Origin of the sequence: Roseibium algicola, assembly GCF_001999245.1 — a bacterium.
In the GTDB taxonomy this organism is placed as follows: domain Bacteria; phylum Pseudomonadota; class Alphaproteobacteria; order Rhizobiales; family Stappiaceae; genus Roseibium; species Roseibium algicola.
Window position 1 is genome coordinate 5,507,830 of sequence record NZ_CP019630.1, and the last position, 24,446, is coordinate 5,532,275.

General features: G+C 56.5%; 23 protein-coding genes. 16 read left to right on the forward strand and 7 right to left on the reverse strand.

The features are described 5' to 3' along the window. Nucleotides 1–16 precede the first annotated feature (16 nt). Entirely contained in the window at nucleotides 17–1,855 is a 1,839-nt protein-coding gene (gene atzF / locus B0E33_RS25545; protein ID WP_077292771.1) for an allophanate hydrolase, read from the forward strand. Nucleotides 1,856–1,874: 19 nt separating this feature from the next. On the opposite strand, the gene B0E33_RS25550 is transcribed toward atzF, so the two are convergent. After that, nucleotides 1,875–3,344, reverse strand: coding sequence for an aminotransferase-like domain-containing protein (locus B0E33_RS25550; RefSeq protein ID WP_077292772.1), 1,470 nt, complete (start codon nucleotides 3,342–3,344; stop codon nucleotides 1,875–1,877). A gap of 105 nt (nucleotides 3,345–3,449) precedes the next feature. On the opposite strand from B0E33_RS25550, the gene B0E33_RS25555 reads away from it, so the two are divergent. Further along, nucleotides 3,450–3,812: a cupin domain-containing protein gene (locus B0E33_RS25555; RefSeq protein ID WP_055656571.1), complete on the forward strand. Its 363-nt coding sequence runs from the start codon at nucleotides 3,450–3,452 to the stop codon at nucleotides 3,810–3,812. A 67-nt stretch (nucleotides 3,813–3,879) separates the two neighbouring features. On the opposite strand, the gene B0E33_RS25560 is transcribed toward B0E33_RS25555, so the two are convergent. After that, entirely contained in the window at nucleotides 3,880–4,281 is a 402-nt protein-coding gene (locus tag B0E33_RS25560) for a VOC family protein (RefSeq protein WP_197923265.1), read from the reverse strand. A gap of 321 nt (nucleotides 4,282–4,602) precedes the next feature. Here B0E33_RS25560 and rpsB point away from each other — a divergent pair, with 321 nt between their 5' ends. From rpsB to lpxB, 14 genes are all read left to right on the forward strand, one after another. Beyond that, the gene (gene rpsB / locus B0E33_RS25565; RefSeq protein WP_031268422.1) at nucleotides 4,603–5,403 is read left to right on the forward strand and encodes a 30S ribosomal protein S2; all 801 of its coding nucleotides are present in this window, start codon (nucleotides 4,603–4,605) and stop codon (nucleotides 5,401–5,403) included. A 145-nt stretch (nucleotides 5,404–5,548) separates the two neighbouring features. Next, nucleotides 5,549–6,466, forward strand: coding sequence for a translation elongation factor Ts (gene tsf, locus B0E33_RS25570; protein ID WP_055654498.1), 918 nt, complete (start codon nucleotides 5,549–5,551; stop codon nucleotides 6,464–6,466). A 69-nt stretch (nucleotides 6,467–6,535) separates the two neighbouring features. Next, nucleotides 6,536–7,255, forward strand: a complete 720-nt coding sequence (gene pyrH / locus B0E33_RS25575) for a UMP kinase (protein WP_022998459.1) — start codon at nucleotides 6,536–6,538, stop codon at nucleotides 7,253–7,255. Between the two features lie 111 nt (nucleotides 7,256–7,366). Next, complete coding sequence (gene frr, locus B0E33_RS25580) at nucleotides 7,367–7,930, forward strand: ribosome recycling factor (protein WP_022998460.1); 564 nt, start codon at nucleotides 7,367–7,369, stop codon at nucleotides 7,928–7,930. Between the two features lie 31 nt (nucleotides 7,931–7,961). Next, entirely contained in the window at nucleotides 7,962–8,729 is a 768-nt protein-coding gene (locus tag B0E33_RS25585) for an isoprenyl transferase (protein ID WP_022998461.1), read from the forward strand. A gap of 15 nt (nucleotides 8,730–8,744) precedes the next feature. After that, nucleotides 8,745–9,587 carry a phosphatidate cytidylyltransferase gene (locus B0E33_RS25590; RefSeq protein ID WP_077292773.1) on the forward strand — a complete coding sequence of 281 codons (843 nt, stop codon included), beginning with the start codon at nucleotides 8,745–8,747 and terminating at the stop codon, nucleotides 9,585–9,587. Between the two features lie 16 nt (nucleotides 9,588–9,603). Continuing rightward, nucleotides 9,604–10,803: a 1-deoxy-D-xylulose-5-phosphate reductoisomerase gene (locus B0E33_RS25595; RefSeq protein WP_077292774.1), complete on the forward strand. Its 1,200-nt coding sequence runs from the start codon at nucleotides 9,604–9,606 to the stop codon at nucleotides 10,801–10,803. A 112-nt stretch (nucleotides 10,804–10,915) separates the two neighbouring features. Beyond that, nucleotides 10,916–12,058 (forward strand): RIP metalloprotease RseP, encoded by a 1,143-nt coding sequence (gene rseP, locus B0E33_RS25600; RefSeq protein ID WP_055654491.1) that lies wholly within the window; start codon nucleotides 10,916–10,918, stop codon nucleotides 12,056–12,058. Nucleotides 12,059–12,360: 302 nt separating this feature from the next. Next, on the forward strand, nucleotides 12,361–14,604 hold the full coding sequence (gene bamA / locus B0E33_RS25605) for an outer membrane protein assembly factor BamA (RefSeq protein ID WP_416384140.1): 2,244 nt from the start codon (nucleotides 12,361–12,363) through the stop codon (nucleotides 14,602–14,604). 79 nt (nucleotides 14,605–14,683) lie between these two features. Further along, nucleotides 14,684–15,721, forward strand: coding sequence for a UDP-3-O-(3-hydroxymyristoyl)glucosamine N-acyltransferase (gene lpxD, locus B0E33_RS25610; RefSeq protein WP_077292775.1), 1,038 nt, complete (start codon nucleotides 14,684–14,686; stop codon nucleotides 15,719–15,721). Between the two features lie 49 nt (nucleotides 15,722–15,770). Then, nucleotides 15,771–16,235: a 3-hydroxyacyl-ACP dehydratase FabZ gene (gene fabZ / locus B0E33_RS25615; protein ID WP_022998467.1), complete on the forward strand. Its 465-nt coding sequence runs from the start codon at nucleotides 15,771–15,773 to the stop codon at nucleotides 16,233–16,235. Nucleotides 16,236–16,241: 6 nt separating this feature from the next. Next, nucleotides 16,242–17,039 (forward strand): acyl-ACP--UDP-N-acetylglucosamine O-acyltransferase, encoded by a 798-nt coding sequence (gene lpxA / locus B0E33_RS25620; protein ID WP_077292776.1) that lies wholly within the window; start codon nucleotides 16,242–16,244, stop codon nucleotides 17,037–17,039. Between the two features lie 3 nt (nucleotides 17,040–17,042). Next, a complete protein-coding gene (locus B0E33_RS25625) occupies nucleotides 17,043–17,948 on the forward strand; it encodes an LpxI family protein (RefSeq protein ID WP_077292777.1) in 906 nt (301 codons plus the stop codon). Nucleotides 17,949–17,959: 11 nt separating this feature from the next. After that, complete coding sequence (gene lpxB / locus B0E33_RS25630) at nucleotides 17,960–19,132, forward strand: lipid-A-disaccharide synthase (protein ID WP_265733505.1); 1,173 nt, start codon at nucleotides 17,960–17,962, stop codon at nucleotides 19,130–19,132. Here lpxB and B0E33_RS25635 read toward each other — a convergent pair. From B0E33_RS25635 to B0E33_RS31035, 5 genes are all read right to left on the reverse strand, one after another. Then, nucleotides 19,113–20,162, reverse strand: a complete 1,050-nt coding sequence (locus B0E33_RS25635) for an aminotransferase class I/II-fold pyridoxal phosphate-dependent enzyme (protein ID WP_077292779.1) — start codon at nucleotides 20,160–20,162, stop codon at nucleotides 19,113–19,115. The two genes, lpxB and B0E33_RS25635, sit on opposite strands and share 20 nt — an antisense overlap. Next, the gene (locus tag B0E33_RS25640; RefSeq protein WP_077292780.1) at nucleotides 20,137–20,469 is read right to left on the reverse strand and encodes a UCP032817 domain-containing protein; all 333 of its coding nucleotides are present in this window, start codon (nucleotides 20,467–20,469) and stop codon (nucleotides 20,137–20,139) included. Before B0E33_RS25640 ends, B0E33_RS25635 begins: the two co-directional genes overlap by 26 nt. A gap of 86 nt (nucleotides 20,470–20,555) precedes the next feature. Beyond that, nucleotides 20,556–20,717 (reverse strand): hypothetical protein, encoded by a 162-nt coding sequence (locus tag B0E33_RS31030; RefSeq protein WP_156912487.1) that lies wholly within the window; start codon nucleotides 20,715–20,717, stop codon nucleotides 20,556–20,558. 68 nt (nucleotides 20,718–20,785) lie between these two features. Beyond that, nucleotides 20,786–21,205, reverse strand: coding sequence for a hypothetical protein (locus tag B0E33_RS25645; RefSeq protein WP_156912488.1), 420 nt, complete (start codon nucleotides 21,203–21,205; stop codon nucleotides 20,786–20,788). Nucleotides 21,206–21,600: 395 nt separating this feature from the next. After that, the gene (locus B0E33_RS31035; protein WP_156912489.1) at nucleotides 21,601–24,027 is read right to left on the reverse strand and encodes a methyl-accepting chemotaxis protein; all 2,427 of its coding nucleotides are present in this window, start codon (nucleotides 24,025–24,027) and stop codon (nucleotides 21,601–21,603) included. Nucleotides 24,028–24,446 lie beyond the last annotated feature (419 nt).

A 24,446-nucleotide genomic window follows, 5' to 3' on the forward strand; every position in this document is an offset into this window, starting at 1 on the left:
TTTGGAAGGACTAGACATGATCCGCGAACTTCCCTTCACGCTCGCCGGGCTCCGGCAGGCCTATGCCGAAGGCTTGTCTGTTGAGGCCGTGATCGAAGAAGCCTTCAGGCGGCTTGATGCCACCGGCGACCCGGGAATCTTCATTCACCAGGCACGAGAAACGGCACTTGCTGAGGCCCGCAGTCTAGGCAATCCCGATAGCCGGCCTCTTTGGGGAATTCCCTATGTGGCCAAGGACAATATCGACGTGGCTGGCATGCCGACGACTGCGGCGTGCCCGGATTTCGAGTATTTCGCTGATAGCGATGCTTTTGTCGTTGGACGTCTTCGGCAAGCGGGCGCAATTTGTCTTGGAAAGACCAATCTCGATCAATTCGCGACTGGCCTCGTCGGAGTGAGAACGCCATACCCCGTGCCATTGAACGCGGTGGATCCGGAAATCGTTCCCGGTGGCTCTTCCTCAGGCTCGGCCGTTGCTGTTGCCCACGGCTTTGCGTGCTTCTCGCTGGGAACCGACACGGCCGGGTCCGGGCGTGTGCCGGCAGCCCTCAACGGCATTGTGGGGCTCAAACCAAGCCTAGGCGTTCTGTCCGGCTCAGGTCTGGTCCCTGCGTGCCGGACCCTCGATACGATCTCGATTTTTGCCATGACCGTTGCGGACGCATGGGCCGTATTCGAGACTGCTGCAGGCTACGACCAGGCAGATGCCTATTCCAGGCAGCTGCCGGTCCAGAAACTGTCTGCCAGTCAGGGAACTGTAAGGATCGCGGTCCCTGACGATGCTTCACTGAAAACCTTCGGTGACATGGCTCAGGCGGACCATTTCAGGGCAACGATCGCATCGCTGCGCACGCAGGGGGCCGTTGTGCAGGAAATCGATTTTCAGCCGTTTTACGATGTCGCTAGCCTGCTCTACGAGGGGGCCTGGGTCGCGGAACGTACGGCTGCTGTCGGCAATCGTCTGATTGATGCGCCGCAGACGCTTCATCCGACGACGCGCGCAATTATCGAACCGGGTCTTTCTTTGACCGCTGTCGACGCATTCCGTGGACTTTACAAGCTGCAGGACCTGCGCTGGATATGTGATGAGCTTTTGGCAGAGACCGACTTCCTCTGCGTTCCGACGATACCGACATTCGTCTCGGTAGAAGAAATTACCGTTGACCCCATTGGCCCGAATTCAGGCCTTGGCACCTACACGAATTTCGTAAACCTTCTAGATCTTTGCGGTATTGCCGTGCCAACAGGTTTGCGACAGGACGGCCGGCCTGGAAGCCTGACCGTTCTGGCCCGCTGCGGTCAGGATGCAGCCGCCGCCGCGCTTGCCGCTACAGTGGAAGCGGGGCCGCTTGGAGCAACGACCTGGGCTCGGCAGAAACCTGCACTGACCACAAGCGAGATCGCTGCCGGTGAAATAGCTGTTGCGGTCTGCGGCGCCCACATGTCGGGACTGCCGCTAAACAAGGAGCTGATTTCTCACGGCGCACGCTTTGTAAAATCCAGCAAGACAGCACCGGAATACCGTTTCTTTGCGCTTGCAGGCGGGCCTCCGAAGCGGCCGGGCCTTGTGCAGGTTGGCGCCGGCTCGGGCGGATCAATCAATGTGGAGGTCTGGGCAATGCCGCTTGAGACCTTCGGCAGTTTCATGACGGGTATTCCGGCACCGCTGTGCATCGGCACGGTCAAGCTGGAAGACGGAACCGGCGTAAAGGGATTTTTGTGTGAAGGACATGCAGTTGAAGGGGCTGTTGAAATCACCGAACTGAGTTCCTGGCGAACCTATCTTTCCTCAGTGGTTGCTTCCGTTCCCCAGCCGGATGTCTCTGACGAGAAGCTGACCGCGCATGCAAGCTGAACTTTTGACATACGAGGGTTCAGTCAGTGCGGGAAATTGAGGGTAGGCGGAATGTTTCTTCTGATTGCTGATTGCCAAGCTCTTCGCAGGCCAGCGTCCCCAGGCGGTGAATAGCGGATTCAAGTGCGTCCGACCAAACGTCGCCGCAACTGATGCGAAGGCAATGTGCATAAAGGCCTGATGCGGTGAAAAGACTGCCAGGAGCAAAGCAGATATTTTGATTTAAGGCCTTGTAATAAAGAATTGTTGTGTCGATATTTTTGTTCATTTCTATCCACAAGACGAAGCCGCCGTCCGGATGTGTGACCCTGGTACCCGCCGGAAAGGACTGTGCAATGGCCCGGCGTGCGCGCGCGACATTGGTTTCCATTGTCCGGGCCATGCGAGACACATGGCGCTCGAAGTCCCGGGATGACAGAAATTCAGCCAAAGCCAGTTGAGGTGCCAACGGGTTGCAGATTGAGGCGGAGAACTTGACCTTGGTGATTTGGGCAATGCGGCCGGGAGCGCGGATCCAGCCGGTTCGGTAGCCTGGGGCGAGGGTTTTCGAGAAAGAGCTGCAATAGAAGATCTCGGTCTCGTGCGGCAGACTGAAAAACGGTGCCGGACGGCATCCGCCAAACCCGAGGCCGCCGTAGGTATCATCTTCGATCAAGGGTGTCTTGTAACGGTCCAGCAGCTTCAGGACAGAACGTTTCACCGGCTCCGGCATCATGGTGCCGAGTGGGTTGGTGAAGCTGGACGACAAGGCAACGGCAGTTACGGTTCCCGATTTCAGAGCCAGCTCGAGTGCGGACGGATCGATGCCGTCCCGCGAGGTTGGCAACTCCCAGGCCTTCAGTTTCAGGCGTTCGAGCACCTGCAGCAGTCCGAAATAGGCGGGCGATTCGACGGCAATCGTATCGCCCGGCTGTGTGAGCGTTTGAAGTGCGAGCCCTAAAGCTTCGGTGCAGCCACTCGTAATGACAATTTCTTCCTGGGAAACTGTGCTGCCATGCAGGCACATAAGCTTTGCGATTTCTCTCCTGAGTTCCGGTAACCCCTGAGCAGACCCATAGGCGTTGAGTTGCTGTCCTTTCGAGCGGAGGAGTCGTGCCTGCAAGGCGTTCAGCGGCTCTGCGGCCAGCAGAGACGGGGCGGGAATGGCGCAGCCAAGCGGCACATATGCCGGGTTTGACGCATGTTCGAGCATCTCCAGGTAAGGAGCTTGAAACACGACACTGCGGCTGGTCTCGGGTGGTGTTGTTTTACTGGGCTCGATGAGCCTGTGGCTTGCTGGACGGGTGACGAAATAGCCGGACTTTGCCTGTGCCCGGATATAGCCTTTGTCCTCGAGATGGGCATAGGCCTGGTTGGCTGTCGACAGGCTAACGGAATAACTGCGCATGGTGCGCCGGAGGGAAGGGAACCTCTCCCCGGGCTTCAAGGTGCCTTTGTCGATCAGCTGAGCCAGGGACTGGGCAACAGACTGGTATTTGAACGAAACCATTTCAACTGTATCTGTTCATTTTCGAGTTTTTGTATCTGTTTTGATTTTAGGAGAGATGTCAAACCGGGTCGGACATTTCATCAATCAGGAGTGCCGGACATGGCAATGGAACATCCGATCCGTTTCACGGAAAAACTTGCAAGGCTCGAAGGGTTATGGTCGCCGCGCGTCATTGCGGAAATGAACGATTACCAGTTCAAGATCGTCCGCATTCAAGGAGACTTCGTCTGGCATGATCATCCTGAAACGGATGAGACCTTCATCGTTCTCAAGGGCGAAATCCGCATCGATTTTCGTGATCGCACCGTGGTACTGGGCGAGGGGGAAATGTACGTCGTGCCGAAGGGCGTCGAGCACAAGCCTTATGCGGACTCGGAAGCCGAGCTGCTGCTGATCGAACCGAAGGGTATTCTCAATACCGGCCATGCGGGCGGAGACAGGACCCAGGAAAATGATCTCTGGATCTGACAAGGTTGTTCGGGCCGGGACTTTTGTGCGTTCCGGCCTCGCCAACGAGGCAGTTCTCGGCGAGCTTTTACTGCCCTGCGGGCCAGATAAATTCGATGCGGATACCACCGGGTTCAGCCAGCATCATGTGCCTGCGTGGGCCTCCGCCGAGAGGCTCCGGCATAAATTCGATCTCGACTCCCGGCCAGGCCTTCACCTTTTCGGCAATTTCCAGCAGCTTTTCTTCGCTTGAGACTTCAAGGGCCAGATGGTGGAGGCCGATATTGGTTTTCCTGTCGAAGCCCGTCACAGGCCTTGTGCGGTCTGCCTGCCAGAGCGTCAGGCGGGCGGTGCCGTCGGAAACGGTTGTTCGCGGGTAGTTGTCATCACGTGCCAGCAGTTGCCAGCCGAGCAGCTCGGTGAAAAAGGCGGTGGTCTGGTCCAGATCTCGGACTGTAAGGCCCAGGTGGTTGATGCCTTTGGTGGTCACGGTGGAGTGTCCTTGCTGTGGCGAGTTCAAAATAGGTATAAATGACATGATTGTTCGTCAACACACGTCGCTGCTTATCAAGGTATCGAAACGTGAGCTTGCGTCAGGGCGGGAAAATTCGATTTTCAAACAGCGATTGGGTTGAAGAAAACCGGCCCTTGGGCCTTGAAATAAAATTTCTTCCCAACTATAAGGCGCGCATTCCACACGCAAGGGGCGGAAACCGAGCTTATCGGGGTCCTTCCGGTGGCCGAAGGGAAATCTCTCCGGTCCACATCCTCTTGCGGAGGTCAAACCGGAAAAACTCAGGAGATAAGGGCCATGTCTTTGCCCGATTTCACCATGCGTCAGCTGCTGGAAGCTGGCGTTCACTTTGGTCACCAGAAACACCGTTGGAACCCGCGCATGGGTCAGTACATCTTTGGTGTACGCAACGATGTTCACATCATGGACCTGTCCCAGACCGTTCCGCTTCTGCACCAGGCTCTGAAGGCCGTGTCCGACACGGTTGCCGGCGGTGGCCGCGTTCTGATCGTAGGTACCAAGCGCCAGGCACAGGAATCTGTCGCATCTGCAGCGCGCAACTCCGCTCAGTATTACGTCAACGCACGTTGGCTCGGCGGCATGCTGACGAACTGGAAGACCATCTCCCAGTCCATCCAGCGCCTGCGCAAGCTGGAAGAAACCCTGTCTTCCGACGCTGCCAACGCTCTGACCAAGAAAGAGCGTCTGTTCATGGACCGCGAGCGTGAAAAGCTCGAGCGGAACCTTGGCGGTATCAAGGACATGGGCGGTATTCCGGACCTGATCTTCGTGATCGACACGAACCGCGAAGCCATTGCCATCCAGGAAGCCCGTCGTCTGGGTATTCCGGTTGCCGCGATCCTCGATTCCAACTCCAATCCGGAAGGCATCACCTATCCGGTGCCGGGTAACGACGATGCCGGCCGCGCTCTGTCGCTGTACTGCGACCTGATCGCTCGTGCCGCCATCGACGGTATTTCCCGTGCACAGGGTGCTTCCGGCATGGACATCGGCGCTTCCGAAGAAGCTCCGGTTGAAGAAGTTCTTGCTGAGGCTTCTGAAGAAGCTCCGGCTGAAGCAGCAGCTGCCGAGGCTTAAGCCTCTCCTGCCGCGGTCTGCCGCGGCAGAATACTGTTGAAATTCGCAAGGCGGGCTGCATTTTGTTGCAGCCCCGTCATAAAGGCGCGGAAGGCCATGGGCTAAACCGTGTCTCATCTGAAACCCCCCATGCACGAGGCAATCGATGAGCATTACCGCTGCGATGGTAAAAGAGCTCCGCGAGAAATCCGGCGCTGGCATGATGGACTGCAAGACCGCCCTGACTGAAGCAGGCGGTGATATGGAAGCAGCTGTTGACTGGCTGCGCACCAAAGGTCTGGCCAAGGCTGCCAAGAAGGCAGGCCGTGTGGCTGCTGAAGGTCTGGTCGGCGTTGCCGCCGATGGCAACAAGGCTGCCGTGATCGAGCTGAACTCCGAAACCGACTTCGTTGCACGCAACGAAGGGTTCCAGGAGCTGGTCTCCAATGTGGCCAAGGTAGCCGTCGGCACCGATGGTTCCGTTGAAGCCGTTTCCGCTGCAAACCTTGGCGGCAAGCCGGTTGCAGAAGCGATCACCGATGCGATCGCCACGATCGGCGAAAACATGACCCTGCGCCGCACTGCGGTTCTGGCCGTAAACGAAGGCGTTGTCGCGACCTACGTTCACAGTGCTGTTTCCGACGGTCTCGGCAAGATCGGCGTTCTGGTGGCTCTGGAATCCGCTGGTGACAAGGACAAGCTGAACGGCCTTGGCCGTCAGATTGCCATGCACGTTGCTGCAACAAGCCCGCTGTCGCTGAACACCGAAGAACTGGATCCGACCGTTGTCGAACGTGAGAAGTCTGTCTTCTCCGAACAGGCACGCGAATCCGGCAAGCCGGAAAACATCATTGAAAAAATGGTGGAAGGCCGTTTGCGCAAATTCTACGAGGAAGTTACCCTCGTGAAGCAGGCCTTCGTGATCAACCCGGATCAGACGGTTGAGCAGGCCGTAGAGGCGCTCGCTAAAGAAATCGGCGCTGAAGTCAAACTTACCGGCTTTGTCCGCTTCGCAATCGGCGAAGGGATCGAGAAGGAAGAGCAAGACTTCGCCGCAGAGGTGGCAGCAGCCACCGGGCAGTAAGCTCAAGGAAAAGCGCCGGCAAGTCCGGCGCTTTTTTTTTAGAAAGACAATTTCAAAAAGGGTGCACCCATGACGAATTCCTTGCGCTGGAAACGGATCCTTCTGAAACTCTCCGGCGAGGCCCTGATGGGATCGCAGGCTTTTGGAATTGACCCGGCCATCGTGCAAAGGATCGCCAAGGAAATTGCCGACGCAGTGGCTCTTGGAGCTCAGGTCGGTGTTGTCGTCGGGGGAGGGAACATCTTCCGCGGTGTTGCAGTCGCCGCCAAGGGTGGCAACCGCGTCACCGGCGACCACATGGGCATGCTGGCCACCATCATGAACAGCCTGACGCTGGCGGATGCCCTGCGCCGCCTGAAGGTCAATGCCCGTGTTCTGTCTGCCGTATCCGTTCCCTCGATCTGTGAAACCTTTTCGCAGCGTGTCGCTGACCGCTACATGGAAGATGGCGATGTGATCGTCTTTGCAGGGGGCACCGGCAACCCGTTCTTCACCACGGACAGCGGTGCGGCTCTGCGGGCTGCTGAAATGAAGTGCGACGCCTTCCTGAAGGGGACACAGGTGGATGGCGTCTACTCCGAGGACCCCAAGGTCAACCCGAACGCGGAGCGCTATGACACCCTTGGTTATGACGAAATCATAACCCGCAACCTGAAAGTCATGGACACGACGGCCATTGCCCTGGCCCGTGACAATTCCATTCCCGTCATTGTGTTTTCCATTCACTCACCCGGCGCCCTCGTCAGTGTGCTTCAGGAAACCGGCACCTACACTGTCGTGGGTGACTGAAAGTTTTAAGAACCAATCCCGGTTCAAGCTCTTGTGTTTCGGTGCGTTTATGCCATGTTGGCGCGCGCCGAGACTCTATTAAGCCAAGCACAAAACAACAGTGAGGATAAAATGTCGGTAGAAGGTGTGGACCTTGATGATCTGAAGCGCCGCATGCAGGGAGCCTTGTCGGTTCTGAAAACGGAATTTGCCGGACTGCGTACCGGCCGCGCCTCTTCTTCCATGATGGATCCGATTACTGTTGATGCCTATGGCCAGTCCATGCCGATCAACCAGGTAGCCACCGTCTCCGTTCCCGAACCTCGCATGCTGGCTGTTCAGGTCTGGGACAAGAGCATGGTGTCGGCCGTTGAAAAGGCGATTCGAGAATCCAACCTTGGTTTGAACCCGGTTGTAGACGGCATGCTGCTGCGGCTGCCGATTCCCGAGCTGAACCAGGAACGCCGCCAGGAACTCATCAAGGTGGCCCACAAATACGCCGAACAGGCAAAAGTTGCGATCCGTCACGTCCGCCGCGATGGCATGGACGCCGCCAAGAAGGCCGAAAAAGACGGTGACATTTCCCAGGACGACAGCCGTGTCGCATCCGATGAAGTGCAGAAGCTGACCGACCAGATGATCGCTGAGGTTGACGGCATGCTGGAGAAAAAAGAGCAGGAAATTTCCCAGGTCTGATCGACCTGGGGAGTGTGAGTTGGGGGAGCACATGAGCGTCAGCCCGGACCGCAACCTGCATGCACCTGCTGCGGATGAAACCGGTGCGAAAATGCCTCGTCACGTTGCCTTCATCATGGATGGCAACGGGCGATGGGCAACTGCGCGCGGTTTGCCACGGACAGAGGGTCATCGACAGGGGCTTGCCGCGCTGCGCAAGGTGATCCGCCATGCCGGCCGTGTCGGCATCGAAACCATCACGATCTACAGCTTCTCATCCGAAAACTGGAACCGGCCACAGGCTGAAGTTTCTTTCCTGATGGGGCTGCTGCGCCGTTTCGTGCAGCGCGATCTGAGCGAGCTTCACGAAGCCAATGTGCGTATCCGCATCATCGGCGGGCGCAGTGATCTGGAACCCGGGATTTTGGCGCTTCTGAAAGAAGCTGAAGACCTGACCCGTCACAACACCGGCCTGAACCTGGTCGTTGCGTTCAATTATGGTGCACGGTCGGAAATCGTACGGGCAGCACAGGAGTTGGCTGCAAAGGTTCAGGCTGGAGAAATGCAGCCGGCCGAGATAACCGAAGACGCGATCACGGCGGCGCTGGATACCTCCGGTTTGCCGGATCCGGATCTCATCATCCGCACCAGCGGAGAAATGCGTCTTTCCAACTTCCTGCTGTGGCAGGCCGCCTATTCCGAGTTTTATTTCTGCGATCTTTACTGGCCGGACTTCGATGAGGCGGCCTTCGACAAGGCTTTGAGCTGTTTCTGCAGCCGTGAGCGGCGGTACGGCGGCCTTGACGCCAAGGCCAACTGACCTCCGGCTTGAGCAATGGCAGAACCACACCAGAACCCGAAAAAACTGTCCGACCTTCGCCTCAGGTTCATTTCGGCACTCGTTCTGGGGCCTCTTGTTCTTCTGATCACCTATCTGGGCAATCTGCCCTTTGCTGCGCTGACGCTGGTCGCGTCCGGACTGTTCCTGTGGGAGTGGTTCACGATCACCGGGACACAGGCAAAGTCACCCAGTTCACTCACCGGGTTCGCCACGCTGTTTGCCATTGGGGTGCTGACCGTAGCCGGACATCCTGACCTTGGTCTCGGGGCCATGGTTGCTGGTGCTTTGATCGCCTATGCGCTTGGTGGTTTCTCCAAGGCTGGACGATGGGCCATCGAAGGGATCCTCTACAGCGGGCTTGCACTGTTCTCGCTGCTTGTACTTCGTGAAGGAAGCAACGGGCTTCTGGTCGCGTTTTTCCTGCTGTTTGTTGTCTGGGCAACCGACATATTCGCCTATTTTACCGGCCGTGCGTTGGGTGGGCCCAAGCTCTGGCCACGTGTATCCCCTAAAAAGACCTGGTCTGGTGCCATTGGCGGGCTGGTGCTCGCCACGGTTTTCGGCGCTGGTGTTGCTTTTGTCGCAAATGCGCAGGACCTGATGCTTTGGGCTTTGCTGGCGGCCGGGCTCTCGGTCGTCTCTCAGGCAGGGGACCTTCTGGAGTCTGCCATCAAGCGGCGGTTCGACGTCAAGGATTCCAGCAAACTGATCCCCGGGCATGGCGGCATCATGGACCGGATCGACGGTCTGGTGGCCGCAGCCATTTTCGCCGTGCTGATTGGCCTAGTCGCTGGCGGCAGCCTTGCAGACCCCATTGCCGGCCTCGGTCTGATTTGAATTTGGAGTAACAGGCATGGCAGCTGCCTCTGCAGCCCGCGACCCTGGCGCGAAAACCCGGATAACCGTTCTAGGGGCCACTGGGTCCATCGGCCAGAGCTTGGCGGATCTCATTCAAAGAAATCCGGACAGCTATGAAGTCGTCGCGCTGGTTGCGAACCGGAACGCCTCCGGCCTCGCCGACATGGCAAAAGCGCTAAAGACCGGTTCCGCTATCCTTGCCGAGGAAAGCTGTTATCCGGAGCTCAAGGAGCGGCTTGCCGGCAGCGGCATTGCAACGGGAGCCGGTGAGGCTGCCGTTCTGGAAGCAGTCACGCAGGATACGGATATCGTCGTCGGTGCCATAGTAGGGTCAGCGGGATTGAAGCCGACGATGGCCGCGATCCGGCCAGGACGCCGCATTGCACTTGCCAACAAGGAATGCCTGGTTTGTGCGGGGGATCTGTTCATGGCCAAGATCCTGGCAACCGGGGCGGAACTCCTGCCCGTCGACAGCGAGCACAATGCCATCTTTCAGGTTTTTGAAACCGACAAGGCCGACATGGTCGAGAAGGTTATTCTGACGGCGTCGGGCGGACCGTTCAGGAGTGTCTCGAAAGCCGATATGGCACGGGTAACACCACAGCAGGCGCTCAAGCATCCCAACTGGGATATGGGCGCACGCATTACGATCGACAGCGCAACGATGATGAACAAGGGCTTCGAGGTTATCGAAGCGTCCCATCTTTTTCCGGTCGCCCACGATCAGCTTGGCGTGCTGGTCCATCCGCAATCGACGGTTCACGGACTTGTGCAATACAAGGACGGATCCCTGCTGGCTCAACTCGGTAGTCCGGACATGCGCACGCCGATCGCCCACTGCCTTGCCTTTCCCCGAAGGATGAACGTTCCGGTGAAACGTCTGGATCTGGCGGAACTCGGCACACTCACTTTTGAAGCACCGGATCTCGACCGGTTCCCGGCGCTCCGTCTTGCACTGGAAGCCATGCGGGCAGGGGGAATGGCACCGGCTGCGCTTAACGCTGCAGATGAGGTTGCCGTGGACGCTTTTCTGAAAGGCCGGATCGGCTTCATGGACATTCCGGCTGCCATTGAAGAGGTGCTGGATGCAATGGGGGCAGGCGGCAAGCTGACGGACGCTGCCGGCGTCGAGGATGTTCTTGCCATCGACGCAGAAGCACGGCAGAAGACTGGTGAATGGATAAGAACACGGTAATCGGGGTGTTGAAGGCCCTGAATTTTTGGTCTCCCACCATTAACACGCCGTAATTTTCTTTTTAGTACAATCCTTCAAAACAATCCTAGCTGCGCAGGATCGGACACAGTTCATGGACCTTCTCGTTTCCGCCTATTCCCTGATAGTCGGCACAATCATTCCCTTTCTTTTTGTGCTTACAATCGTCGTCTTCTTCCATGAGCTCGGCCATTTCGCTGTGGCTCGTTGGTGCAACGTAAAGGTGGATGCTTTTTCCGTCGGCTTCGGGCGTGAGCTTTTCGGTTTTAATGACCGGAAGGGAACTCGTTGGAAACTCTGCTGGATTCCGCTTGGTGGCTACGTCAAGTTCGCCGGCGACGAAAATGCGGCAAGCGTACCAAGCCGTGAAGCGATTGCGCAGATGAGCGAAGAGGACCGGAAAACGGCTTTCATCGCCAAACCGGTCTGGCAACGCATGGCCGTTGTGGCCGCGGGGCCCATCGCCAACTTCCTTCTCGCAATCGTGATCTTTACCGCTCTCTTCGTAACCTCCGGCAAGCAGGGTTTCGAGCCTGTCGTCGAACAGGTTTTTGCGGGCGGCGCAGCCGAGCGCGACGGGCTTCTGGCCGGCGATATCGTGAAGGAAATTGACGGCAGGCCTATCCAGACGTTCGGCGAGATGCGTCAGATCGTCCTGATGAACGCCAACACGCCTCTCGTTTTCGAAGTCGAACGGGGCGGGCAAGACGTTACTTTGACCGTTACGCCCGACGCGAAGGAGAAAGAAGTCTTTTTCGGTGAGAGGCAGGTGGCCGGCGATATCAGCCTGCGCGGCGTGTCCGATCCGTCTCATCTCATTCACATCAAATACGGGCTTGGCGAAGCGGCTCTTGAAGGGACTGCGGAAACCTGGCGCATCATCGAAAGCACGGTCAGCTATATCTGGGGCATCATTTCCCAGCGGCAGTCGGCGGACCAGCTTGGTGGTCCGATCCGCGTGGCCCAGATCTCTGGGCAGGTCGCAGATCTCGGGTTCCTTCCGCTCATTTCTCTGGCGGCCGTACTTTCTGTGAGCATCGGTCTGATCAACCTGGCGCCGGTGCCGATTCTCGATGGTGGACACCTCGTTTACTTCGCTGCAGAAGCCCTGCGTGGCAAACCGCTCAGCGAAAGGGTGCAGGACGTTGGTTTCCGGATCGGTCTGGGACTTGTTCTCATGCTGATGGTGTTCGTCACATGGAAGGATATCATGCGGCTCGTGGGAACCAATTCATGACACCCGTGACATTGACGCAACGTCTTCAGACTAAATCGCTTTCCGCCCGGAAGGGCGGTTGCGTTATCGGTAAAAACCTATAAAACACTCGTCGGTTCCGAGAATCTGCTGGGGTGAGTGCGGATTCTCGGGAGGGGTATTAAAAACAAAGGCATAGCGCAATAATGCAGCGATTGCAGAGACTTACACGGGCCGTACTGTTGGCGGTTGCCGTATTTTCGATCGGGACGGTTTTGCCGAAAGCTTTCGGGCCGGTGTCCCTGGTTTCACAGGCACAGGCAGCGGTGGCCAGAAGCATTGATGTGCGTGGCAATACCCGTGTCGAGGATGAAACCGTTGTCAGTTACATGACCATCGTTCCCGGACGCTCCTACAGCGCGTTCGATGTCGACGAGTCACTGAAGGCGCTCTACGCAACCGGCCTTTTTGCAACGGTCGACATCACCCCGCGTGGCAGCGTTGTCGTTGTGACGGTTACCGAGAACCCGATCATCAACAGGGTCTCTTTCGAAGGTAACCGGAAGATCAAGGACAGCGCGCTGGAAACCGCCGTACGGTCTCAGCCGCGCTCGATGCTGTCCCGTGCCAAGGTTCAGGCTGACGTCCAGAATATTCTTGAAGCTTATCGTCGCTCCGGTCGCTATGGCGCGTCCGTCGAGCCGCAGATCATCGATCGTGGTCAGAACCGTGTCGATCTCGTTTTCGAGATCAACGAAGGTGCGAAGACCGGCGTCGAGCGGATCAGCTTCATCGGCAACTCCGCATTCAGCGACGGCCGCCTGCGCGATGTCATCCGTACACGCGAAAGCGGCCTTCTGAGCTGGCTGCGCAGCACCGATACCTACGATCCGGACCGTTTGGCTGCGGACGAGGAGTTGCTGCGTCAGTACTACAACAAGAAGGGCTATGCGGACTTCCGTATCGTCTCCACCAGCGCAGACCTCGATCGCGAGCAGAACATCTTCTACGTGACTTTCACGGTGGAAGAGGGCGAGAAGTACGAGATTGGCGATGTCGAGATCGTTTCCACGATTGCCGACGTTGATCCGGAAGATCTTCGCCGCCTGATCCGTACCAAGAGTGGTCAGACCTTCAACTCGCTGCGCGTCGAGCAGTCTGTCGAAGACATCACGCTTCGAGTGTCGGAAGAGGGTTATGCCTTTGCTCGTGTCCGTCCGCGTGGTGCTCGTGACTACGACAACAACACGATCTCCCTGATCTACTACATCGAAGAAGGTCCTCGCGCCTACATCGAGCGGATCAACGTGATCGGCAACGACCGTACCCGTGAGTATGTCATTCGCCGCGAGTTCGACATTGCTGAAGGCGATGCGTTCAACCGTGCGCTTGTTGACAAGGCGGAACGCCGTCTGCGCAATCTCGGTTTCTTCGAGAAGGTTTCCATCACGACGCAGCAGGGCAGTGCACCTGATCGCGTGGTCGTGAACGTTCGCGTCGAAGAAAAGCCGACTGGTGAAATTTCCTTCGGTGTCGGTTATTCGACGGTTGACGGTGTCATTGGTGACATTTCGCTGACCGAGAAGAACTTCCTGGGCCGTGGCCAGTTCGTGAAGCTCGCTGTTGGCGGCGGTACGGACACCCAGTCCTACGAGTTCCGTTTCGTTGAACCGTTCTTCATGGGACGCCGTGTTGCCCTTGATCTGGACCTCTATCGCAAGGTGGATGATGCCAACGACTACCGTTCCTTCGATCAGAAGAAGACCGGTGGCGGGTTCGGTTTCACTCTGCCGCTTCGGGAAGATGAGCTGACTGTCCGTCTGTTCTACAACATCTTCCAGGAGAAGAACTCCGATCCGGACAACAACTCGACCAACATCAACAACTGTGACACCGCAAGCCTTTCCCTGGCGGTCTGTGACTCCCTCGGCACCTACCTGACGTCTCTGGTTGGCTACGAGCTGCGTTACAACACGCTCGACCGGATCCTGGATCCCTCCGACGGTATCTATGCTTCCTTCGGTCAGGAAATTGCTGGTCTGGGTGGCGACAGCTTCTACATCAAGACCGAAGCTCAGGCTCGCGCCTACAAGGAAATCCTGGCTGACTACGGTCTGATCGGTAGCCTGTCGGTGCGTGGTGGTAACATCATGGCCCTTGGTGATGAGCGTCTGCGTGTGTCCGAACAGTTCATGCTTGGTGGCACTCTCGTTCGTGGCTTTGAGAACCAGGGTATCGGCCCGCGTGACGCAACGACCGAAGACGCTATCGGTGGTCGGTTCTACTTCGCGGCAACTGCCGAAACCCGGTTCCCGTTCCCGGTCATCCCGAAGGAATTCGGCCTAAGTGGTGCAGTGTTTGCCGATGCCGGTTCGCTGTGGGATGCAGACAGCAGCCTGGTGAACCTGGTGGAAACTAACGGTGGCCAGATCGACTCGAACGACTTCAACGTTCGTGCGTCGGTTGGTGCAGGTATCCGCTGGAACTCTCCGTTCGGACCTCTGCGGGCAGACTTTGCTTACCCGATCGTCAAAGACGACTCCGACAAAACGCAGATTTTCCGGTTGAGCGGCGGTACCCGCTTCTAAACTGCGGTCACATAGGATAAAAAACGGCCGCCGACACGTTCGGCGGCCGTTTTTGTTGGCTGGCAAGAAGGATAACATCATGTCCGAGCCAAAATTTTTTGAGTCTCCGGCTCCGGTCTCTCTTTCAGACATCGCAACGTGGGCGGAAGCTGAGATCGCTCGCGGGGAACCTACACTGGAAATAACAGGTGTAGCGCCATTGGAAGATGCTACAACCGGTGCTCTGGTGTTCTTCGACAACACCGCTTACCTGAAGCAACTGGATGGGACCACGGCAGCTGCATGCCTGGTCAACCGGAAACACAAGGACAAGGTGCCGGAGGGTGTTGCTGTTCTTGTATGTACAGATGCCTATCGCTCCTGGGCGAAGGTTCTCGCCAAACTTTATCCTGCAGCCATGGTTCCGGTAGAACCTGGCGCCGCAGTCATTTCAGAACGGGCTGTAATCGATCCGGCTGCGTCGCTGGAAGACAATGTCACGGTCGAACCTGGTGTCGTGATCGGTGCGGGGGCAGAGATCGGTGCGGGCACTGTGATCCGGGCCAACGCTGTCATCGGACAGGGTGTCAAGATTGGCCGGGACTGTGTGATTGGTTCGAATTGCACGGTTCAGCACACCGTGCTTGGCAACCGCGTATATATGCATCCTGGCGTTTGCTGCGGCCAGGATGGCTTTGGCTATGCGATGGGGCCGATGGGTCATCTCAAGGTGCCCCAGGTTGGCCGCGTGATTATTCAGGACGACGTTGAAATCGGCGCCAACACGACCATCGATCGTGGCGCAAACCGGGATACCATCATCGGCGAAGGCACGAAGATCGATAACCAGGTTCAGATTGGCCACAATGTCGTGGTCGGACGTCACTGCGTGATCGTTTCTCAGGTCGGTCTTTCCGGAAGCTGCACGCTCGAGGACTTCGTCGCCATTGGCGGGCAAACCGGTGTGCGTGGTCACGTAACGATCGGCATGGGGTCGCAGGTGGCCGCGGTAAGCGTAGTCAACGATGATTTGCCTGCCGGGGGACGCTACGGCGGCACGCCCGCAAAGCCGGTCAAACAGTGGTTCCGTGAAGTCGCTGCCGTCAGAAAGCTTGCAGAGCGTGGCGGCGGATCGTAAACGGAATACAAACAGGACTTTGCGGCGGTAATTCGCCAAGGGGTATTATATGGAAGACGCAGAAAACAAAACACTTGCCAGCGCAGACATCATGCGGATCATGAAGCTGCTGCCGCACAGGTATCCTTTTCTTCTGATCGACAAGATCATCGAGATGGATGGCGACAACAGCTGCATCGGCATCAAGAACGTCACCATCAACGAACCGCACTTCACCGGACATTTTCCGGAGCGGCCCGTTTTCCCGGGTGTTCTTCTAATCGAAGCCATGGCACAGACCGCCGGGGCCCTTTGCGTTCATGCCCGTGGTGACGATGCGCCGCCGCAGCTTGTCTATTTCATGACCATCGACAAGGCGAAGTTCCGCCGGCCTGTTGAGCCTGGTGATCAGGTTCATTTCCACGTCAAGAAGATCAAGCAACGCTCCAACATCTGGAAGTTTGACGCCGTTGCCAAGGTAGATGGCAACAAGGTCGCAGAAGCTGAAGTCAGCGCCATGCTGGTAGATGCGTGAGGAAATATGACTGACATACATCCAACGGCCATAGTCGAAGACGGGGCCGTAATCGGCGAGGGCGTTCGAATCGGGCCTTATTCTACAGTTGGCCCGAACGTGAAACTTGCTGACGGAGTTATCCTGGAGTCGCATGTCGTCGTCACGGGCCACACGAGTGTGGGTGCCAAAACGCATATCTTTCCCTTCGCCAGCATTGGTCACAAGCCACAAGATCTCAAGTTTGCGGGTGAAGTGAGCTTTCTGGAAATCGGCGCCAACAATCAGATCCGTGAACATGTCACCATGAGCCCCGGTACGGAAGGTGGCGGTGGCTATACCAGGGTCGGTGACAATTGCCTGTTCATGATGAGCTCGCATGTCGGCCACGATTGTCAGGTTGGCAATCACGCAATTCTGGCGAACAACGCCACGCTTGCAGGTCACGTCGAGCTTGACGACTTCGTCATTCTGGGCGGCTTGAGTGCGGTCCGGCAATGGTCTCGCATTGGAACCGGTGCGATTGTCGGCGGAATGACCGGGGTCGAATTCGATGTCATTCCCTATGGTTCCGTGATCGGTGACCGCGCACGTCTTGCCGGTCTCAATCTGGTTGGTCTCAAGCGCAAGGGCTTGCCTCGGGAGCAGATCCACGCTTTGCGGGCAGCTTATCGCGCGCTGTTTGAGAGCACCGAAGGAACCTTGCGCAGCCGGGCGGAAGCTGTTGCTGCAGAAGGTGCCGATCAGCCCCTGGTCAAGACGGTTACCGACTTCATCCTTGAAAAGGAAGACCGCCGGTTCTGTACACCGCGCAGCGAAGACTGACGGATGAACAGGGCAGATACGGGACTGGAGCCACGCCTTGCACTGATCGCAGGCAATGGCAGTCTGCCCTGTCAGATCGCTGAAGCGCTCAGCAGCGCCGGACGTGAATTCAGGATTATCGCCATCAAGGGCGAGGCTGATGAACGCACGCGGGCGCAGGCCGATACCGAACTCGGCTGGGGTGAAATCGGCCGGCTTTACAAATTTCTGAAAAAGACGGGGTGCCGGGATGTGCTTCTGATCGGAGGTGTCTCCAGGCGCCCTGATTTCACGTCAATACTTGGCGATTTGGGCACCTTGAAGCGATTGCCGACGATTATCCGGGCACTGGCCGGCGGTGATGACAGTCTGTTGACCAAGGTGATCCGGCTGTTTGAAGTTGAGGGGTATCGCGTTGTGGGGATCAAGGATGTGGCGCCGCAACTGCTTGCCTCAAGTGGTGTGCTTGGCAAAGTTCAGCCGAACCAGGGAGACTGGCGGGACGCTGAGTTGGCCTTGCGGGCGACGGAAAAGCTCGGTGAACTCGATATCGGTCAGGCGGCGATTGCTGTTGGTGGGCGGGTCGTTGCGCTTGAGGGGGCAGAAGGGACCGACGCCATGCTGCAGCGCTGCGCGGAGCTCAAGCGCATTGGCAGGATCCGTTCCAAAGGCCGCGCGGGTGTCTTGGTAAAGACCGCAAAGCCGAACCAGGACTTGCGGGTGGATCTTCCAACCGTCGGCCCCATGACTATTGACCTCGCAGCTGCAGCAGGCCTTGCCGGCATTGCAGTTGAGGCGAGTGGCGCACTGATCGCGGAAAAGGACGAGACGCTCAAGAAGGCGGATAATGCCGGCCTTTTTGTCATCGGTATAGAGCACGGCACCAGGTTCGGGGTCACCTTAAAGGGACAATCGGACGAGCGTTCGTGATGACAAGAAAAATGCCCACGATTTGCCTGGTTGCAGGCGAAGAATCTGGTGACCAGCTCGGGTCGGAATTGATGAAGGCGCTCAACGAACGTTTGGGCGTAGGTGTTCGTTACTGCGGTGTCGGCGGCGAACGGATGATGTCTCTGGGCCTCAAAAGCTTCTTTGACATGTCTGATGTTTCCGTCATGGGATTGACGGCAGTCCTCGCCAGATTGCCGTTGATCATCAGGCGGGTCTACCAGACCGTGGATGCCGTGGTTGCGGCCAATCCGGATATTCTGGTTATCGTTGACAGTCCGGACTTCACGCATAACGTTGCCAAGCGCGTGCGCAAGCGCGCGCCGCACATACCCATCGTCGGTTATGTTTCACCTTCTGTCTGGGCTTGGCGTCCAGGCCGGGCCCGCAAGATGAGCGTCTACGTCGACGACCTTCTGGCCTTGTTGCCGTTTGAACCTGATGTGCACCGCAAGCTCGGTGGCCCGCGCACCCATTACGTTGGCCATCCCTTGAGTGAAATCGCATCCGAACTGCGCCCCTCGGTTGGCGAAAGAGCGCCTGTAGAGGCAGAAGAGAAGATCCTGCTTGTGCTGCCGGGGAGCCGGCGAAGCGAAATTGACAGGTTGCTAGGCGACTTCGCTAAGACTGTTGCCATCGTCAAAGAAAAGTTGCCCGGGCTCAAGGTTATTCTGCCGGCAGTCGCGCACCTTGAAGACAAGATCCGGCAGGATACGGACCATTGGCCTGTTCCGGTCGAGATTGTGACCGGCCTGGACGCCAAGCGGGCGGCCTTCCGAAAGGCGCACGCAGCCTTGGCCGCGTCCGGCACTGTTTCACTTGAGTTGGCTCTATCAGGCGTTCCGATGGTCGTTGCCTACAAGGTCGACTGGTTTTTCAGACGGATGAAGGAACTCAACCGGGTCTTCAAATTCTCGAGCGTTGATTCTTTTGTCCTGCCAAATATCATCCTGGGAACAAAAGCCATCCCGGAGTTCCTTGATGAGGAAGTGCAGCCAAAGGTGCTGGCGAACCATCTCGTTGAGCTTCTGAACAGCGGTCCTGAACGCCAGAAACAGATCGAGCATCTGCAAAAGCTTGATGATGTCATGCGATTGCCGGACGGGCATAGCCAGCGCGGGGCTGCGGCCGATGTCGTGCTTGCTGCTATGAAGACAGAACCCTGACGATGTCGTCGCCTCGCTCAAAAGCGGCGGGGAACAGTTTCACCACGTCTTCATAGCCGGGCAGCCGTTGATAGGCGAGTGCGGGTATTCCACTGTCATTCATCGTGCGGACGATTTCGCTGCAATCGCTGCGTCCGGTGCGTATCAGAAGAAAGTCACAACTGCCAGAAACCGGATGCCATCGGGTCTCCTGCGCGATCCTGCGTCCAGTGTCGTCGCGCATGCCTGCGAGACGGGCTGCCATGCGCCGGAGCTCATCGTATTTGCCGAACAAGCGTATCGCCATGGCGGCTTGAATGGCACTTATCATACTGCTCACGCGAGACTGGAGGAACTCCACGGCAGTTGTCTCGCAACAAAGCATGTAGCCAAGCCCTATGCCCACGAGACCGCTCTTTGAGGTGCCGCGCAAAAGAACCAGGTTGCGATGCTTCTTCAAAAAGGCGAGGCGGTGTTCTGGGGCTTTTGAGAAAAGCACGTAAGCCTCGTCCAGGAGCACCAGTCCTTCTCTGGCACTCACCAGGCTCTCCAGTTCACAGGGTGAAAGATCCTGCGTGGTCGGATTGTTTGGGGCACTTAGCAGGACAGTGTGATGCGAAGGAGATTTCCTGATCAGCTCGTCCAGTGTCGGGAACTTCTCCTGTGCGATACCGAGTTTCATCAAGGTCTTGTCGAACAAGAAGAAATCCCTGTTCAAGGTCGACACTGGATGGTTCTCGGATCGGGTGATGAGAACCTGCTCCAGGAGCTGGATAATACTGTGGCCGAAGACAGCCGAGACACCATCCGAAAGTCCCAAGGCAGTGCGCGCTGCTCTCTCGGCTTTTTCCTGAAGGTCCGTTTCAATCCCGGCCAGTACGCTCGCGCTGGCAGCTTCGCCAATCTGGGCCGTTATTGCATGAATGTCAGCTTCGAAGGTTTTGGGCCACCTGAAAAGGTCCTGGCGCTCCTTCAGAAGATGATCCAGCCTGAAGGGAGCAGCAGTTCTCGGGTGTTTGAGACGGTTACTGGCTGGGCAAAACGGGTTCATGGTGCAGATATTGTCCGAAGACCGCTTCGCAGTCCTTGAAGTATTTTCGCGTGAAGAGGATGTGGGTGTGCCAGAAGATATCGACGACGTGGGTTGGCTGCAGGTGCACACTCGTGTCGGCGCCACATTGCATCTGGTCTCTGGCAGATTTGAGGAACGACCTGTAGGCCTCTTCAACCTTGCGGGCCGAGGAGACAGGCCAGTTGTATCCGCCGGCGGTATCCGAGGCAGTCAACTTGGTGATGATGCATTCCAGATCAAGCTCATCGACAGTATCGAAGGGCAAGGCAAATTCAGCTGACGGCATCGCATTCCCTTTCTCCTTGATGACCGATTCCCGGGGCGAACGAAGGCTCACCTTTTCGCCCGGGAAACGGTTAAATGTTGGAAGGATTACTTCTTTTCTGACGTTTTACGGTCGGCCGTTTCGACCTCGGCAGAGGGATCAATGTGTACAACGCAATGACCGCCGTAGCAGAGAGCCTTGCTGTCGGCCTGGTTGATGTCGTGCGGAAAACGATTTGCTTGCTGGTAGAGTTTCAAGAGATTTTTCATGTGATTTTCTCCCAATTCAATGAATGCGGAAACATGAAGGAAATTATAGAAGTTGCGGCTTCGCCGGTTCAGGACGCTGACATATCAACGTGGCCGCGGCAGGTGCCATCCGAGAAAGTTCCACGGAACACCGGTTCGCCGGCCAGACCTGTCGCCCACAGCTCAGCTGAAACAGGGTCCGTTTCACCATCAAAGGACATCAGGTAGGTATTGTGAAACGAAACGACCCCCATGTTCTGAGAAACATCGTTGCTGACTACTTTGAACGAGTGTCCGTTGTCCGTCACCCGGTGCTCGGCGCCTTTGTCAGATGCGCTTGTCTTGTAACCGGATCCATACCTTTTGGTGCACACCGACATGTCACCGTCAGCATCGACAGTTGTTATCTTGTCAAAGGAAAGATTTACGTCGGCTGCGATTGCTGGCAACCCGAAGAGGCTAATTGTTGCCGCAACTGTAAGTGATTTAATACTAAGAGCATTCATCATCTTCTCCCTTCATTTCAAAGAAACGAAATGACCAGAGGAGCGTATCAGCAAATTTTTTCAGTGCTAACCGAATAAAATTGATGAATTTATACAAACTAACTTTAGGTGAATTTCTGCTTAATCGATGGTATTTTAACGAATATTGATTGGAATATTGTGAATATTCTTATCTTCTTCAAGTGGTTGTTTTTACGCGAGAAAAACTCAGCTTTCGCTGAAATGGCAACTCTGTCGCGACAACATTTTCATGCTGAAAATTAAGACATGAAGCAATCGCGCCCCTGAATGGGGCACGCTTTTGGAAGTTCCGATGAACACGTGCAGGCCAGACAAACAAAAACCGGGTGCAGTTCGCCCCCGGTTTTTCCAAGTCTCGTGGGATCAGGTTGCTTCGTTCAGGCGTTGGCTACGTTGTCCAGGAAATGCCCGACTTCATTCTTCAGAATATCGGTTTTCTGCGACAATTCGCTTGAAGCGCCGAGAACCAGATTGGCGTTCTGACTGGTCTGGGCGACTGCCTGCGATAGATCCGACATGTTGGTCTTTACGGAACCTGTGCCCTCGGCAGCCCGCTGAACGTTGACCGAGATTTCGCTCGTTGCAGCACCTTGCTGTTCGACTGCCGCTGCAATGGTCGAGGTGTATTCGTTGACCTCTTCCATAGTCTGTGTGATCGCCTCAATTGCGACAACGGCGTCCTTGGTTGCGTTCTGGATTTCGGAGATCTGCGAGCTGATTTCCTCAGTGGCCTTGGACGTCTGGGTTGCCAGTTCCTTTACTTCGGCGGCAACGACTGCAAAACCCTTGCCGGCCTCGCCGGCGCGTGCGGCTTCGATCGTTGCATTGAGGGCCAGGAGATTGGTCTGCTCTGCGATCGCCTGGATCAGGTTGACGACTTCGCCGATCTTGGTGGCTGCTGTCGAAAGGCTTTGAACCTTTTCGTTGGTGACCTGTGTGCCTTCGGTTGCCCGATCGACAACCTGCGTGGTCTGGTTCACCTGACGGGAGATTTCCTGAATAGAAGCGGCAAGCTCCTCTGCGGCGCTTGCAACCGTCTGAACGTTCTGTGTCGCTTCGTCGGTTACACCATAGGTGCTATCGGCAAGGCTGGAGTTCTGGCTGGCGATAGCGCTGAGATCCTGAGCGGTGCCATCAAGTGTCTGTGCCGTTTCTGCAACGGAGCCCAGGACTTCTGTCGCTTTCTCACGGAAACCGGAAATCAGAGCCTCAATGCGGGCTTGCCGCTCTGCACGCAGGTGCTGGTCTTGCTCTGTTTCCGACTGCAGGCGCAGTCGCTCAACAGCGTTGTCGCGGAAGACCTGCATGGTTCGGCTCATGTCGCCAATCTCGTCACCGCGCCCGATACCGTCGATCTCGACATCCGTGTCACCTTCCGCCAGGCGGGACATGGTTTCGGTGGTCCGGCGGAGAGGGCGTGTTACCGCGAAGTTGAGTGCGATAGCCATTCCAACGCCCGCCAGGATGGCTGTCAGAAGGGCGAGGCTGATAACGCCAAGTGCGCTGGTGCTGGAGGCTTGTGCAGCAGCGCTCTGATTGGAGGAGATGGTGGTGATTTGCGTTTGCACTGTCTGAGACAGTTCCGTCATGGTGTAGATCTGTTCGGCGAGCTGAAGCTGGTTTGAAGCCAGTTCGGAAAAACTCGCAGCGAAGCTGTCGATAGAGCTCTTCACAGCCGGAACGATGTCGGAGATCGCCGGGAAGTCCTTGGCGCTCGATTCGAGCCGGGACGCCAGTTTGTCGAGGCCCTCGATACCGGTTGTCACGGTCTGCTGAGACGTGTCGCTCGGCGACAGCATGAAGTAGAACGCGGCGGCCTTTACTGCGTTTGCGTCTGCCTCGATCTGCATAACCGTGTCCGCGACACTGTCGACGACATAGAAACGCTGGTTGATCTGGTCAGCCTGTGCATAGACATTGTCGATGGCCACATTTGCCTGTGAACGGATTTCCTTCACATCGGAAACAAGCTGCTCGAACCCTGCCTTGGCGGCATCTGTCAGGTCGAAGATCGCAATGTAGTCCTTCGTCTCGGTCAGTTTGCCGAGTGTCTGCTCCAGTTCGGCTGTTTTGGCGGCAAGCTGCTGGAACTTGCCCGGGTCGACGCCGTCAAAGCTGTTTGCTGCCATCTGCTTGGCAGAAGGCACAAGCAGGGCAACCCGATCCTTGATGTCTGAAAGCTGCTTGGCGTTGTTGGCTGCAGCGTTGAAAAGATTTTGAAGGGTAAGCGCCTCTTCCTGGAAACCGGCGGCAGCCTGGCCCACCTTGTTGGCGAGCACCAGCGTCTTGCGTGCGTTTGTCTCGTCCTGGCTGACGCCGTCTCGCGCCATCAGGGCCTTGCCGAGGATCTCCGAAGAGATCTTCTCAAGATTTTGCACAGCGCCATCAAGTTGCTGTTGCTTTGCGGTCTGTGTCTGCGTCAGGCCGACGACCTCTTCGAAAGCCTCACGGAATTGCTTTACAGCGGTAGCTGCTTCAGCGACGGGAACCTGAGCTTCGGGATCAGCCTTAAGCTGGTTCTGGAGCGTTTCAAGTTCGGCACTCAACACAACGATGTCGGAGATTGTTGCCTCAGCTGTCTGAAGGTCCTGTGAGGACAGGAAGCTTTCCTTCTTGCTTGCCAGGTTTTGCAACTGGGCAATGGCGGAAGTTGACTGTTTGGCAACCTCCATGCGCTCCGAGAGGGTCAAGACGCTGTATGCGCCAACACCACCTACAATGCCCGTAAGGGCAACAACGGCAGCAAAACTACCGCCGACTTTTACCCCAAACTTCAAGTCAGAAGCGAACTTCAGGAAATTCATGTTAACCCCTCGAAACCCCAGCGTATTCAATGCGCGCTATTTGTTTGAAAGGGTAAGCAAAGATTCCTTATTATTCGTGAAAATTCTCTATTATGGGAATTTATGGTGTAATTAGAATGAGTAATTATCTATATCATATGTAAATCTGGAGATTTAGAGTAATATCACTTCGAGTTTTAAGTGCGTGTTTTTTATTTTTTGTTTCATTTTATTTTTCGGAAAATATTCGATATTTTCTATTCTCAAGAATAATGACAGGTGAATGCTTTTTTCCTTGCCTCGATTGAGAAGGAAAAATATTTCTTGGATTTGTTTTGTTTCCGCTGGGTAACAAAATAAAGAAGACGCCCGGCAATAAAGCCGAGCGTCTTCCGTTTTGATATGCATTCAGCTGAAATGCTGCTGAAAATTCCAGGCGC